Below are 13638 nucleotides of genomic sequence, written 5' to 3' on the forward strand. Positions count from 1 at the left end.
GTTAGATCCGGCCGCTGGCGATCCACTTCTCCACCTTGCGCGCATAGAGCGAGAGCGCGTAGCCGAAGAAGAGATAGACAGCCGCGACGAACAGGTAGGCCTCGACGTAGAACTTGCGCCAAAGCGGATCCTGCATGACAGCCGTGGTTGCGGTGAGGATATCGAACAGGCCGATGATGATCACGAAGGATGTGTTCTTCATGGCGGCAATGATGTGGTTCGTGATAGCCGGCAGGCAGATGCGCAGCGCCTGAGGCAGGATGATGCGACTGGTCGTCTGCCAGTAGGTCAGGCTGAGCGACGCTGCCGCTTCGTACTGCCCACGTGGAATGGCCTGGAGACCACCGCGTATCACTTCTGCCTGATAGCAGGCGAAGAAGATGGCAATGCCGATCGTGATGCGCAACAGCTTGTCCACCTGGACACCTGCAGGCAGGAACAGCGGGAAGACGTTCACGGCGACGAAGAGGATGGTGATGAGCGGAACGCCGCGCAGGGCCTCGATAAAGACGACTGAAACACCCCTGGCGACAGGCAGCGGCGCACGTCGGCCAAGTGCGAGCAGCACCGCGACCGGCATGCCGAACAACACGGTGCCCGTGAAGAGCAGCATGGTGAGCGGGAGGCCGCCCCATTCCGACGTCGGCACATAACGCAGCCCCAGGACGCCACCGAACATCAGCACGCCGATGGAGACGGCCGCCACCAACCATAGGGGCACGAGGAAACGCAAATTCCAGTTGCGCGGCATAAGCGAGACGACGACCGTGACGAGGTAGATAACCATCATCAGGACTAGCCGCCAATGCTCGTCATAGGGATAGAGCCCGAACAGCATCGGCCGGTGCTTTTCGACGATGACCGCCCAGCACGCGCCCGTGGCGGCCCGGCACACGTCAGGATCGGACGTGACCCATACCGCGTTGATCACGCCCCAATCCAGTACGAACCAGAAGAAGCGCAGCAGTACCGCGGCCGTAACGAGGGTCAGGAGGGTCTGCCAAACCGAGCTGAAAAGATTCCGTTTCAGCCAGTCGGCTGCAGACATGCGTGCAAGTGGATCGTAAGCGGCCGTGACGAGCCGAGTTTGCGAGGAAGCCGTCGTCATTCTACCGCTCCTTGATCGCCACGAGGCGGTTGTAGGTGTTCATCAGAAGCGAAGTCACGACACTGATGATGAGATAGACCGTCATCATCACGGCGATAGCCTCTACCGCCTGGCCGGTCTGGTTCATCACCGTATTGCCGATATTCACAAGATCGGGATAACCGACGACGACGGCGATGGAACTGTTCTTGATCAGGCTGACATACTGGCTCGTCAGCGGCGGCACGATCACGCGCAGTGCCTGAGGCAGAACGACGTAGCGCATGATGAAGCGCGGACGAAGCGCGATGGACCGGGCGGCCTCGACCTGCCCCTTGGGCGTCGCCTCGATGCCAGCGCGGACGATCTCGGCGATGAAACCCGAAGCATAAAGCGAAATCCCCGTCATCAACGCTACGAATTCCGGGCTGATCGTGTAGCCACCGACGAAACTGAAGCCCTTGCGCTCGGGAAAACTGATCAGGTGCGGTGCACCGAAAGCAAGCCACACAACGAGCGGCAGACCAATGACGACGGCGAGGCTCGGCCACAGCATATCGACGTGCTTGCCGGTCGCCTCGCGATGGCGCCGCGCCCATCGATCGCCAATGCCGGCCAGCGCGATACCGGCGACGAGGGCAAGGAACATCCAGCCATGCGCGGGATCGGCGACCGGGGTCGCGAAGGTCAGGCCCCTGTTGCTGAGGAAACCCAATCCCCACAGCTCGAGGGCCTGACGCGGCGCAGGCAGGTTGCGGGTGACCGCCGCCCAGAAGATTACCTGAAGGATGACCGGGACGTTGCGTACGATTTCGACATAGCCCGTTGCGATGCGCTGCAGCAGCCAGTTATTCGAGACACGGGCAATGCCGACCGAAAAGCCGATGATGGTGGCAAGAACGATGCCGGCTGCCGAGACGCTGAGCGTATTCAGAAGGCCGACGAGCAAAGCGCGGGCATAGGTGTCACGCGCGGAATAGTTGATCAGCGTCTCGCCGATTTCGAACTGGGAGACCTCCCTCAGAAAGCCGAAACCCGTCGCAATATTCTGGCGCTGCAGGTTTTCGACCACGTTCTGGTACAGGAACAGCCCGACGAAGACGACAGCGGCCGCAAGGGCGATCTGGTAGGCTGCTGCGCGGAAGCCCTCACTGTAGAGCAAGTCCTTCGACCGGCGGGCAGAAGGCTGCCCGTCGCGTGCCGGAGTGGCATCGATCATGTTATATCTCCAGTGGATATGCGTGCATGGAATCCGCGCCCTTCAGGGCGCGGATCGACCGACTTATTGCATCGGCAAACCGTAGAGCAGGCCGCCCTCGGTCCACAGCACGTTCTGATCCCGGTCCAGGGCCACAGGGCTATCCGGGCCGAAGTGGCGCATGTAGATATCCTTGTAGTTTCCGACCTGCTTGACGATGTCGTAGGCCCACGTATTTCCGACGCCGAGCTTGGTGCCGTTGTCGCCGATAACGCCCAACAGGGTCTGGACATCGGGGTCCGTCGAGGCCTTCATTTCATCGACATTGGCCTGCCCGACGCCCATTTCCTCGGCATTGAAGGTCGCATACACCACCCACTTGATCAGGTCGTACCACTGATCGTCACCCTGGCGCACTGCCATGGCGAGCGGCTCCTTGGAATAGATGCCGGGCAGGAGAACGTGGTCGGCGGGATTTTCCGTATCGACAGCACGCACGCCTGGAAGCGCCGCCTTGTCCTTCGTCAGCGCATCGCAACGGCCGGTCACGTAGGCATCGACCAGCTGCTTGTTGTTTTCGATGACGACGGGCGTGTATTTCATGCCGCGTGCGGCAAAGATCTGGGCGACGTTACGCTCCGTGGTCGAGCCCGGCGCCATGCAGATCGCCGCACCGTCGAGATCCTCGACCTTGGTGATGCCGTCGTCCTTACGCACCAGGAAGCCGGTTCCCGTATAGAAGATCGGCGGAGAGAAATTGAGACCCAGAGCCGTATCGCGGCTGAGCGTGGCCGTCACATTGCGTGCCAGCACATCGACTTCGCCCGACTGGATGGCGGGAAAACGCTGCTGCGAGGACAGGGCAACGAAACGCACCTTGCTCGCATCGCCAAAAATGGCGGCGGCTACCGCATGGCAGAAGTCGACCTCGAAGCCGCTCCACTTGCCCTGACTGTCAGGCGCAGCAAATCCGTGGCGTGCCGGGTGGACGCCGCACAGAACCTCTCCACGCGCCTTGACGGCGGCAAGCGTATCGCCGGAGTTCGCCTGTGCTGCAGAGGCGCCCAGAGCACCAGCTACAACACCCGCCAGGACCGAGCGAATAACAGCTTTCAATATTGTCATGTCTTCTCCTCATCGTTCCCCAGGGCGGCGGGCTTTATACCTCGCCATGTGATTGACGCCCCTTAGGTTACTGTATACATATGTATTCAATGGTATGCAATAGACATCAAACACCCTCGGGAAAATGCTTATGAACAACGACGATCTGGGTCTGGATACCCGCCTGGCGCATTGCGGCCGCTCGCCCGCTGACCACTCCGGCACCGTCAACACGCCCGTATACCGCGCCTCCACCATCCTCTTTCCCAACCTCGCAGCCCTTGACGCAAAAGAAAGCGCACGGCTGCGCTATGGTCGACGCGGCACACCCACCACACACGCACTTGAAGACGCAATCTGCGCCCTGGAGGGCGCGGACAAGGCGCTCGTTACGCCCTCCGGCGTCAGCGCGATCAGCATCATCCTCATGAGCTACGCAGAACCGGGCGCGCATTTCCTGGTGACCGACAGCGCTTATGGTCCAACGCGCAAGTTCTGTGAATTCACGCTGAAGAAGTTCGGGATTGAAACGACCTATTACGACCCGACCATCGGTGCAGATATCGAAACCCTCATTCGCCCCGAAACGAAGCTGATATGGATGGAATCGCCCGGCTCGCAGACCTTCGAGATCCAGGACGTCTCTGCGATCACCGAAGTGGCGCGCCGCCGCGGCATCGTGACCATCATCGACAACACATGGAGCGGTGGTTACTTCTGCCAGCCTATCGCCCAAGGCGTCGATATCTCCGTCCAGGCCGGCACAAAATACATTTCGGGACACTCCGACCTTATGCTCGGCACGATCGCCTGCCGCGAGTCGGAATATGACCGTCTTCGCGAGGCCTATCTGCGCTTCGGCCTCTGCGTCGGACCGGATGACGCCTTTCTCGCCCTGCGCGGCCTGCGCACGATCGGCGTACGCATGGCCCAACACCACATCAACGGACTGGAAGTTGCACACTGGCTCGGCGAGCAGGAAGACGTGCTGCGCGTCATGCACCCGGCCCTGCCTGACGACCCCGGGCACATGTTGTGGAAGCGCCATTTCACCGGAGCGTCCGGCCTGTTCGGCTTCGTGATACCCGCTGTTGATCGATCCGCACTTGCCCGCATGTTCGACGGCTTCACACTCTTCGGCATGGGATCGAGCTGGGGCGGTTTTGAAAGTCTGATGGTGCCGAGCAATCCATCCGTCTACCGCACCGCAACCACTTGGGAGCCTGGCGGACAAACGATCCGCATCCATGTCGGACTGGAGAACCCGGCCGACCTTATTCGCGAGATACGCCAAGGGCTTGATCGTTTGCGATGACAGCCGCATGCATCTGCGGCTAGTGTTAAACGACATTTGTGGTACGGCAGAAAAAACGTCTGTATAGGGGCTAAGAGGTCACCCGCCCATCGGCTGGAGGCCGCGCTTGAAAGGCATAGGTAGTCGCATGAAGCAAGTGTTGGAGCCGAGCTCAGCGCGCCGCAATCCGGTCGACCACATCCTCGATCTCATCGAGAGCGGCGAACTGCGTCCGGGAAGCCGGCTGACCGAAACCGATCTGGCGCAGCGACTTGGCATTAGCCGGACCCCGGTGCGCGAGGCCCTTCATCGGTTGCATACGATGGGGCTGGCCGAACACGGTCCACAACGTGGACTGGTCATCGCACATCCGAGCGTCGATCACATTCGCCAGCTGTTCGCGGTTCGTGAAGGGCTTGAGGGCATGGCAACCCGGCTCGCCGCAGAGCATGCATCACGTGCGGAAGTCAATCTGCTGCGGGAAATGGTCATGCAGGATCGCGAGCTTACCGATCCGCTCAAGCTTCTGGCGCGAAACAAGCTCCTGCATAGTCAGATCGTACAGGCCTCGCACAATAAGTTCATGGTGGAGGCGCTCAGCAACCTGCGGGTCCACCTGAGCCTCTTGCCCGGGTCCACATACACGAAGGCTGATCGCGTACAATCCGCGCAGGCCGAGCACGAGGAAATTGTTGAAGCGATCGCACAGGGTGACGGCGATCGCGCCGAACGTGCCGCACGCCTGCATATTTCAGAGGGATTTCAGATACGCCTGAAGATGCTTGCTGAGGGCTCCAACGCTTGACGACCTGACCGTCAATCGCGTGGCGGATTTCAAGACTTGTCAAGAAGAGACGTTCGCTGCTCGTGGCGGCTTCCCTACCAGAAGCGATAGGAACGCGCGATGAATCAGCCGCGCTAAAGCACGCCCCGAAGCATCATCTCCAACCCGAGAAGCGCAAGCGCGATCAGAAAACAGCGTTTGAACGCCGCGGGGCTGACACGCCGCCTGATATACTGACCCATCCACATGCCGAGCAGCGCCGGAGCAACGGCGGCTGCGGAAAGCAGCAGCGTCTCCATCTCAACGACGCCCCGTGATCCCAACGCTGTGGCAAGCGCGACGGTGGACACCGTAAAGGAAAGGCCCAGAGCCTGAACGAGGTCATCCCTTCGCAGTCCAAGGGCTTGCACATAGGGCACGGCCGGAATAACGAAGACACCCGTCGCGCCGGTAACAAGGCCCGTCACGCCTCCGACAAGAGGCGAGAGCCAGCGTTCGCATTGCGGCCCCACCTGAAAGGGACGTGCGAGCAGGGTGTATACGGCATAGACAGCGAGCGCGAGCCCAAGCATGAAGTTGCCGAGAACCGTCCCTCCGTCTTTCAGAAGAGAGGAGCCGGCGAACGTCCCCAGGACCACGCCCGCCATCATGGGCCAGAGGCGCCGTACAATCGGCATGATGCTTTGCCCTGCCAGCAGCTGCGAGACGTTTGTCACGAAAGACGGGATCACAAGTAAGGCAGCGGCAGCGAGTGGCGAAAGCAAGCCACCGAGAACCCCCATCGCAACGGTCGGAAGCCCCATGCCGGTGACACCCTTGACGATTCCAGCGACAAGGAATGTCGCGGCAACAGCAACGAGCAGCGGGGGGTCAGACAGGTTAATCATCCCCTTTTGATAGTTGACCTGAAAACCGCGACAATGCGTTTCTCCCTGAGTGAGCCTTCGTCTGGACCGAAGCCTGAATCGGCTTTAAAATCGTGCCATGCGCTTCGACTTTACCGATCTCCGGCTGTTCCTCGCCGTTGCCGATGCTGGCAGCATCACGCATGGCGCGTCTGCCGTGGGGCTATCGCTTGCTGCAGCAAGCGATCGTTTGCGCGAGATGGAGATCACCGGGCAGGTCAAGCTCATGGAAAGGGGACGGCGCGGGGTGGCCCTGACGGAAGCGGGCGAGGCACTGTCCCATCACGCCCGTGAAATCCTCAATCGGGCATCCGTCATGCGTGGGGAAATGGCGCGCCATGCCAAGGGGATACGGGCCACGATCCGCCTGCACGCCAATACGGCCGCCATCGCGGAAGCCCTCCCGGCGCGGCTGGTGCCTTGGCTTGCCAAGCAACTCCAAATCGACATCGACCTACAGGAGCGGCAAAGCCAAGAGATCGCACGAAGCGTCGCCGCCGGATTTGCCGATATCGGCGTGTTGTCTGACGCGGCCGCCACAGACGGTCTGCAGCTGAAGCCCTTCACCGTAAGCAGGCTTGCCGTAGTGTCGGCGCAGTCCCATTGGCTTGCACACGAAAAGGACGTTCCGTTCTACAACATTGCCAGCGAATACTTCGTGGGATTGGAGACTGGCGCATTGCAGGATCACATCGACCTTCAGGCGGACCGGCTCGCCATGAAGCTCCGGTACCGGATCCGGCTGCGTACATTCGAGTCGATATGTTCAGCGGCAGGCAGTGGGATTGGTGTGGCGATCGTTCCCGAGACGATCGCACGGCGATGCCGACGTTCGAATGCCATTGCCGTCACCCCGCTTGTGGACAGCTGGGCAAGACGGCATCTTTCGGTCTGCTTACCCGCGAATCTCGACATCGCGCCCGCGGCGCGGGAGCTATTCGACCATCTGGCGCAGGCTTGACAGACGAAGGGGTCCGGTTTCACGGCACCCCTCAATTCTGTCTACAAAATCTACCCGGATTTACCTGCGTTCCGGAAAGAGCGCTTTCAGACCCTCTGGCGATGGCGTGGCTATGCCGCGTTCGGTAATGAGGCCGGTTATGAGGCGCGCAGGCGTGACGTCGAAGGCGGGATTGGCGGCAGGGCTGCCTTCGGGCGAGATGCGCACGCTGGCAATCGAACCGTCGGCGGCGCGGCCCTGCACGAAACTCACCTCGTCGGCAGTGCGTTCCTCGATCGGAATTTCCTTGACGCCGTCATGCACCGTCCAGTCGATCGTGGGCGAAGGGAGCGCGACGTAGAAAGGCACGTCATTGTCGCGCGCGGCAAGCGCCTTCAGATAGGTACCGATCTTGTTGCAGACATCGCCGTTCGCCGTGGTGCGGTCGGTGCCGACAATCACCATATCGATGTCGCCATGCTGCATCAAATGGCCGCCAGCGTTGTCGACGATCAGCGTGTGCGGCACACCGTGGCCATTCATCTCCCACGCCGTCAAATAGGCGCCTTGGTTTCGCGGCCGTGTCTCATCGACATAGACATGAACAGGAATGCCCGCCTCGACAGCCATATAGATCGGTGCCGTCGCGGTTCCGTAATCGACGGTCGCAAGCCAGCCGGCATTGCAATGGGTGAGGATACGCACGGGCTCGCCGGGTTTTTTCTTCGCCGCGATCTCGCGGATCACATCGAGGCCGTTGGCGCCGATGGCGCGGTTGAGCTCGATATCCTCTTCGGCAATTTCCGCCGCTCGCTTGTAGGCGGCGTCCGCGCGGTCGGCTTGCGGCAGCGGGCGAAGATGATCGCGCATCGCATTCAGTGCCCAGCGCAGGTTGATGGCGGTCGGACGGGTCTCGTTCAACTCTTCCCAGACCGAATCGAGATGGGTATCTGATGGATCCCTTGCCATGGCGATGGCCATACCATAGGCCGCGGTGACGCCAATCAGTGGTGCGCCACGGACCCACATATCCCTGATCGCGACGGCGACATCGGCAACGGTCTTGAGCGTAACGACGCGGAATTCGTGTGGCAGCCAGCGTTGGTCGATGATGTCAATGGAGCAGCCATCCTCGTTGAGCCAGATCGTACGGTAGTGGCGTTCTTCGACTTTCACGCGATGATCTCCTTTTCAAGCCGCTCCACCATTTCGCGGATGTCGCGAAGACTGTGGATGCGCTGCCGGTTGACGGCGAGGTGACGCCCGAGCTTCAGGGCCTTGCGCTCGCAGGGCGCGCGGCGGTCGGGGTCGGCGATGGTTTCGAAATCGGCATTGTGAGCAAGACCGAGGATGCGGCGATGGATCTCGATGCCGGCAAAGCCCAGCATTTCGTGCCAGATCTCGTCGATGACGATGGAGAGCGCCTGTTCGGCGGCGAGCGGGTCGTTGCGGTCCTCGAAGAGGCTGGCCTGATAGAGGATGCCCTTGCGCTCCGTGCGCCAGAGATGCGCGAATTCGGCACGGAACGTTTCCCACAGCGTATCGATCGTATCGAGCAGATAGGCGCGCATATTGTCGCGTGCACCGGGCGATGCTTCATGGCCGGTCTGCGAGACGTAGCTCATCCAGAAATTGGCGATCAGCATGCCGACGTCGAAGCTGATTGGGCCATAGAAGGCAAATTCCGGGTCGATGACGCGGGTTTCGTCTTCGGTCACCATGACAGAGCCGGTATGCAGGTCGCCGTGGCAGAGCGTCTCTGCCTTGGCGGAGAAGAGATGCTTCAGCCTCTGCGCTTCCACCTTCAGATCGCGGTCGGCGCGTAGTTCGGCGACGATGGTGTCGAGCTGCGGTGTGGTGTGGCGGTTCAGCTCGGCTTCGAAATAGGGATCGGAGAAGACGAGATTTTCGGTGATGTCGCAAAGCTCGACATTGTCGGAAAAGAGAGCCACATCCGCCTTCTTCTCACGCGTCGGCATGGAAAGATCGGAGCCGCGGAAAAGTGTGCGGGCGGCAAAGAGACCGAGGTCACGGCCGATCTTCGGCAGCTGACGCCCCTCAATGAGCGCGCGGCGCAGGATCACATGCGGCGTCAGGAATTCCATGACGATGATGGCCTGTCCCTCATCGAAAAACAGGATCTCCGGCACCATGCCGGGATCGCGCGCGCCCTGGCGCTTCAACGCGTGATATTCGAAGAAGGAACGCTTTAGCGGCAGCGGCCAGCTCTCGCCGACGAGCCGCACATAGGGCAGCGCCTGCTTGACGATGACGGCCCCTGTCTCGCCTGTGACGATGAAGACCAGATTGAGGTTTCCGTCGCCCACTTCCTTGATGGTCCAGCGAGACGAATCGGCGCCGATCCATTCTTTCAGGGCGGCGTTCTCGCCCAGCCGAACTGGCAATGTCTCGGCGCTCAGCGCCTCGAAGACGTGGCTGTTCATGTTGTTCTCCTCCTGCCGCATGGGGCAGTCGCCTCCGCTTGCCGCCATGCCGTTCTTGCCCACAGCTAAGGCATCATTCTGTCAAATGTCAACGACCTTGACATTTGATGATAGCCTATCCTAACGTGGCGTCATTGGGAGGCGGAAATGAGCGAACAGGCAGTGTTTCGCATTGATGGCGTGCGCAAATCCTTTGGGCCGGTCACGGTTCTCCAGGGTGTTGACCTCGACCTCAAAGCAGGCGCAGTGACGGTTTTGATGGGTGCCAACGGTGCCGGCAAATCCACGCTCGTGCGCATCCTCTCCGGCGTTTACACACGCGATGCCGGCACGATCACGCTGGCTGGCGCTGCCTTCGAACCGGCAACGCCGGCTGAGGCGATCCGCGCCGGTGTCGTCACCGTGCACCAGAACATCAATGACGGCGTGGTCGCTGATCTCGACGTCGCAACCAATCTGACGCTCGACCGGCTGAACGGACGCGGTGCTCGGCTGTTCTTCAATCCGCGCAGGGTGCGCCGCGAGGCTGCCGCCGTCGCGTCGCGCATGGGTCTTGCCATCGACCTCACCGCCAGTATCAACGACCTGACGCTGGCCGACCGCCAGATGGTGGCGATCGCGCGCGCCATGGCGCATGAGCCGAAGGTGCTGATCCTCGACGAACCGACCTCGTCTCTATCGAGTGCGGAGGCCGACCGCCTGTTCGACCTCATCGACCGCCTTAAAGCGCGCGGCGTTGCTATTCTCTATATTTCGCACCGCATGTCGGACATCCGCCGCCTTGCCGACAGCATCGTCGCATTGCGAGACGGCCGCATCACCGGCCGGTTCGAGGGGCCCGACCTCGACTATGAAGGCGCGGTCAACGCTATGCTCGGTCGCAAGGTATCAGCCGGTGCCGTCGCGGTGCGTGACGCAGACCGGCCGATCTTCAGCGTGCGCGGCCTCAAGCTTTCTGACCAGACGCGATCGTTCGACTTCGACCTCGGTGACGGCGAGATCGTCGCTGTCACCGGCCTTGTCGGCGTGGGCAAGACGGCGCTCGCCGAAACGCTGTTTGGCGCCCGCGCGCCGGCGGCCGGGGATATGACGCTGGACGGCAAGCGCTATGCGCCGAAGACAACGGGACAGGCAATTGCCCAGGGCGTATTCCTCGTCGCCAAGGATCGCGCGATCAGCGGCATCGTTCCGGATTTCAATATCTACGAGAATATCAGTCTGCCGTTCCTGCGCCGCCTCTCATCTCTTGGCATTGCCAGCCGTCGGGCCGAGAAGGTCAAGGCACGCCAGCAGATCGCAGAGCTCGGCGTCGTCTGCCGCAGCGAGCGCGATGAGATGCAGACGCTGTCTGGCGGCAATCAGCAGAAGGTCATGGTCGGCCGCTGGCTGTCCGAACCGTCGCGGCTCCTCATCCTCGACGAACCCTTCCAGGGTGTCGACATCGCTGCCCGGCGCGACATCGGCGCGAAACTGCGCGGGTCCGCCGCCGGGCGCAGCACCATTCTTTTCCTAACGGAACTCGACGAAGCCTTCGAGGTCGCTGACCGCATCCTGGTGATGTCGGAACAGGCCATCGTGGGTCAGCATCGCAATGCCGACATCGATGTCGAGCGGCTGCTCTCCGAGATCGCTGGGCAATTCTATCAACAGGTCAGTGCATGATGACGAGTGAACAGAGCAAATCCGCCGCGCCCACCGGCGCCGTTCCACCGGCCACCCTGAACATCCGGGAAACCGCGATCAAATACGGCTTCCTCGTGCTGCTCGTTGGCATGGTGCTGTATTTTTCGCTGGTCACCGGAGGCTTTGCCTCGCCGCAGAGTGCGGTCTTCATCCTGCAATCCGTATCGATCACCGGGATTCTGGCGCTAGGCGTGACGGCAACGCTCGTCGTGGGCGGCTTCGACCTTTCCATCGGCTCCGTGGCCACCACGGCTATGATGGCCTCGTCCTATGTGATGGTTGTGATGGGCGGTGATGCCCTGACGGCGACACTCGTGTGCCTTGCCGTTGGCGTGCTCGTCGGCCTCGTCAACGGCATCATCATCGTCTACATGCGCGTGCCGGATTTGCTCGCTACGCTCGGCATGATGTTCCTCCTGCTCGGCCTCCAGCGCATTCCGACCGAAGGGCGTTCGATTGCCACCGGCATGACGCTGCCCGACGGTTCGACGGCGACGGGCGCTTTCAGTCCGGCCTTTCTTGCGCTCGGCCGCCATCGGTTCGATTTCATCCTGCCAAATCTGGTGCCGGTTTCGGTGGTCGTGCTAATCGTGCTTGCGATCGTCATCTGGTTCTTCCTCGAATATACGCGTTTCGGCCGCATGATGTATGCCGTCGGGTCCAACGAACGCGCTGCAAGCCTCGCCGGTGCGCCGGTCAATGCCTACAAGATCTCGGCCTACATCATATCTGGCGTGTTTGCCTCGATCGGCGGCATCCTGCTGGCCGCCCGCCTCGGGCGCGGCGATATCGCCTCGGGCAACAACCTGTTGCTTGACGCCGTCGCCGCCGCACTCATCGGCTTTGCCGTGCTTGGCACGGCCAAGCCGAATGCCTTCGGCACGGCCATCGGCGCCCTATTCGTCGGCATCCTGCTGCAGGGTCTGACGATGATGAACGCGCCTTACTACACCCAGGATTTCATCAAGGGCGCCGTACTCGTGATCGCCCTGATCTTCACCTTTGCGCTCTCGAAAAGAGGCAAACGCTGAGGCGGGAGCCCTTAGCGGACAACAGAAATTCACCAGTGGAGGAGACTGATATGAATTTTACGCGTAGAACCCTGGGCAAGCTGACGCTGGGGCTGATGGCCGCAACCTCGTTTGCCTTGCCATCGTTTGCGGCGGATATGCCCAAGCCATTCGACAAGCCCGGCGACGTCAAGATCGCGCTTGTGCGCTATCTCTCGACCGGCGACTTCTTCCAATCCTACCTTGCCGGCGTGGAAGCGCAGGCCAAGGCACTCGGCGTCCAGCTTCAGGTCTTCGACAGCCGCCAGGACGCTGCACTCCAAGCCGACATGGTCGATCAGGCCATCGCGCTCGGCGTACAGGGCATCATCATCCAGCATGGCCTGACGGAATCCATGAAGGAAGCCGCCCAGCGTGCGGTCGATGCCGGCATCAAGGTCGTTGCCTTCGACGTCAATGTCGAAAATGACAAGATCCCGCAAGTCGAGCAGTCGGACCGCGACCTCGCCCGTCTCGCCCTTGAACAGGCGATCAAGGACAATGGCGAAAGCTTCAAGGCCGGCTACGTCTATGTCGCGGGCATCGCGCCGCTCGACCGCCGCGACGAGACCTGGAAGGAATTCAAGAAGAAATATCCCGGCATCAACGAGGCCGCCCAATTCGGCACGATGGACAACCCGATCGCCAACTCGGTTGCCAATCAGGCGCGTTCGGTCATTTCGGCCAATCCTGATATCACCGTGATGTTCGCTCCCTACGACGAATTCGCCAAGGGTGTGAAGATCGCCGTCGACGAAGCGGGCCTGTCCTCCAGCGTCAAGATCTATTCGGCCGACATCTCGACCTCGGACATCGCCGCGATGCGTGAGTCCGGCTCGGCGTGGGTCGCAACGGCTGCGACGAACCCTGCCGTGGTCGGTCAGGTCTCGGTACGCTCACTCGCCATGCTGCTTGCCGGGGAAGACCCGGGCAAACAGGTCATCGTACCGCCGACGCTGATCACCCAGAAGGACCTCAATGATCAGGATATCAAGAACATGGAAGAACTCGGCGCCAAGCTGCCGCAGTTCGCCCATGCTGATGTCGCCATGCCTACCTGGATGCCGAAGCCCTGATTTCCGTGTGTTGGAACCAAAGAGGGGCGGCCCATCGGGCCGCCCCTCTTTGCATATGCGGTTAAAACGAAAAC

Annotated in this window: 12 protein-coding genes; 6 read left to right on the plus strand and 6 right to left on the minus strand. The window is 61.2% G+C overall.

Features of this window, described 5'->3' with window-relative positions:
* Position 1 precedes the first annotated feature (1 nt).
* The 3 genes from MNR02_RS19085 to MNR02_RS19095 form a co-directional block, all read right to left on the minus strand.
* Positions 2 to 1048, minus strand: a complete 1047-nt coding sequence (locus tag MNR02_RS19085; protein ID WP_241601589.1) for an amino acid ABC transporter permease — start codon at positions 1046 to 1048, stop codon at positions 2 to 4.
* A 61-nt stretch (positions 1049 to 1109) separates the two neighbouring features.
* The gene (locus MNR02_RS19090) at positions 1110 to 2306 is read right to left on the minus strand and encodes an amino acid ABC transporter permease (RefSeq protein ID WP_241949536.1); all 1197 of its coding nucleotides are present in this window, start codon (positions 2304 to 2306) and stop codon (positions 1110 to 1112) included.
* 63 nt (positions 2307 to 2369) lie between these two features.
* On the minus strand, positions 2370 to 3410 hold the full coding sequence (locus tag MNR02_RS19095; RefSeq protein WP_241601522.1) for an amino acid ABC transporter substrate-binding protein: 1041 nt from the start codon (positions 3408 to 3410) through the stop codon (positions 2370 to 2372).
* 130 nt (positions 3411 to 3540) lie between these two features.
* On the opposite strand from MNR02_RS19095, the gene metC reads away from it, so the two are divergent.
* Together metC and MNR02_RS19105 are read left to right on the plus strand one after the other, a co-directional pair.
* Complete coding sequence (gene metC, locus MNR02_RS19100) at positions 3541 to 4704, plus strand: cystathionine beta-lyase (protein WP_241601523.1); 1164 nt, start codon at positions 3541 to 3543, stop codon at positions 4702 to 4704.
* 127 nt (positions 4705 to 4831) lie between these two features.
* Positions 4832 to 5488 (plus strand): GntR family transcriptional regulator, encoded by a 657-nt coding sequence (locus tag MNR02_RS19105; RefSeq protein ID WP_241948915.1) that lies wholly within the window; start codon positions 4832 to 4834, stop codon positions 5486 to 5488.
* A 113-nt stretch (positions 5489 to 5601) separates the two neighbouring features.
* Here the strand turns inward: MNR02_RS19105 and MNR02_RS19110 are convergent, their stop codons facing one another.
* Positions 5602 to 6354 (minus strand): sulfite exporter TauE/SafE family protein, encoded by a 753-nt coding sequence (locus MNR02_RS19110; RefSeq protein ID WP_241948916.1) that lies wholly within the window; start codon positions 6352 to 6354, stop codon positions 5602 to 5604.
* A gap of 97 nt (positions 6355 to 6451) precedes the next feature.
* Here MNR02_RS19110 and MNR02_RS19115 point away from each other — a divergent pair, with 97 nt between their 5' ends.
* On the plus strand, positions 6452 to 7333 hold the full coding sequence (locus tag MNR02_RS19115; protein ID WP_241948917.1) for a LysR family transcriptional regulator: 882 nt from the start codon (positions 6452 to 6454) through the stop codon (positions 7331 to 7333).
* Between the two features lie 60 nt (positions 7334 to 7393).
* Here MNR02_RS19115 and mtnA read toward each other — a convergent pair whose 3' ends face one another.
* Together mtnA and mtnK are read right to left on the minus strand one after the other, a co-directional pair.
* Positions 7394 to 8488 (minus strand): S-methyl-5-thioribose-1-phosphate isomerase, encoded by a 1095-nt coding sequence (gene mtnA, locus MNR02_RS19120; protein WP_241948918.1) that lies wholly within the window; start codon positions 8486 to 8488, stop codon positions 7394 to 7396.
* Entirely contained in the window at positions 8485 to 9756 is a 1272-nt protein-coding gene (gene mtnK / locus MNR02_RS19125) for an S-methyl-5-thioribose kinase (RefSeq protein ID WP_241948919.1), read from the minus strand. The genes mtnA and mtnK overlap by 4 nt, the downstream gene beginning before the upstream one ends.
* Before the next feature lie 147 nt (positions 9757 to 9903).
* Here mtnK and MNR02_RS19130 point away from each other — a divergent pair, with 147 nt between their 5' ends.
* The 3 genes from MNR02_RS19130 to MNR02_RS19140 are packed head-to-tail and all read left to right on the plus strand — an operon-like array spanning position 9904 to position 13564.
* Complete coding sequence (locus MNR02_RS19130; RefSeq protein ID WP_241948920.1) at positions 9904 to 11418, plus strand: sugar ABC transporter ATP-binding protein; 1515 nt, start codon at positions 9904 to 9906, stop codon at positions 11416 to 11418.
* Entirely contained in the window at positions 11418 to 12470 is a 1053-nt protein-coding gene (locus MNR02_RS19135) for an ABC transporter permease (RefSeq protein ID WP_241949546.1), read from the plus strand. The genes MNR02_RS19130 and MNR02_RS19135 overlap by 1 nt, the downstream gene beginning before the upstream one ends.
* A 50-nt stretch (positions 12471 to 12520) precedes the next feature.
* Complete coding sequence (locus MNR02_RS19140) at positions 12521 to 13564, plus strand: substrate-binding domain-containing protein (RefSeq protein ID WP_241948921.1); 1044 nt, start codon at positions 12521 to 12523, stop codon at positions 13562 to 13564.
* Positions 13565 to 13638: the final 74 nt, after the last annotated feature.

The organism is Shinella sp. H4-D48, from assembly GCF_022637395.1.
In the GTDB taxonomy this organism is placed as follows: Bacteria; Pseudomonadota; Alphaproteobacteria; order Rhizobiales; family Rhizobiaceae; genus Shinella; species Shinella sedimenti.

Bases quoted from the DNA above. Each gene is read 5' to 3' on its own strand.
- MNR02_RS19105 (WP_241948915.1), top strand. From the start codon at position 4,832: ATGAAGCAAGTGTTGGAGCCGAGCTCAGCGCGCCGCAATCCGGTCGAC.
- MNR02_RS19135 (WP_241949546.1), top strand. From the start codon at position 11,418: ATGACGAGTGAACAGAGCAAATCCGCCGCGCCCACCGGCGCCGTTCCA.
- MNR02_RS19095 (WP_241601522.1), bottom strand. From the start codon at position 3,410: ATGACAATATTGAAAGCTGTTATTCGCTCGGTCCTGGCGGGTGTTGTA.
- MNR02_RS19140 (WP_241948921.1), top strand. From the start codon at position 12,521: ATGAATTTTACGCGTAGAACCCTGGGCAAGCTGACGCTGGGGCTGATG.
- MNR02_RS19090 (WP_241949536.1), bottom strand. From the start codon at position 2,306: ATGATCGATGCCACTCCGGCACGCGACGGGCAGCCTTCTGCCCGCCGG.
- MNR02_RS19115 (WP_241948917.1), top strand. From the start codon at position 6,452: ATGCGCTTCGACTTTACCGATCTCCGGCTGTTCCTCGCCGTTGCCGAT.
- metC (WP_241601523.1), top strand. From the start codon at position 3,541: ATGAACAACGACGATCTGGGTCTGGATACCCGCCTGGCGCATTGCGGC.
- MNR02_RS19130 (WP_241948920.1), top strand. From the start codon at position 9,904: ATGAGCGAACAGGCAGTGTTTCGCATTGATGGCGTGCGCAAATCCTTT.
- mtnK (WP_241948919.1), bottom strand. From the start codon at position 9,756: ATGAACAGCCACGTCTTCGAGGCGCTGAGCGCCGAGACATTGCCAGTT.
- MNR02_RS19085 (WP_241601589.1), bottom strand. From the start codon at position 1,048: ATGTCTGCAGCCGACTGGCTGAAACGGAATCTTTTCAGCTCGGTTTGG.
- MNR02_RS19110 (WP_241948916.1), bottom strand. From the start codon at position 6,354: ATGATTAACCTGTCTGACCCCCCGCTGCTCGTTGCTGTTGCCGCGACA.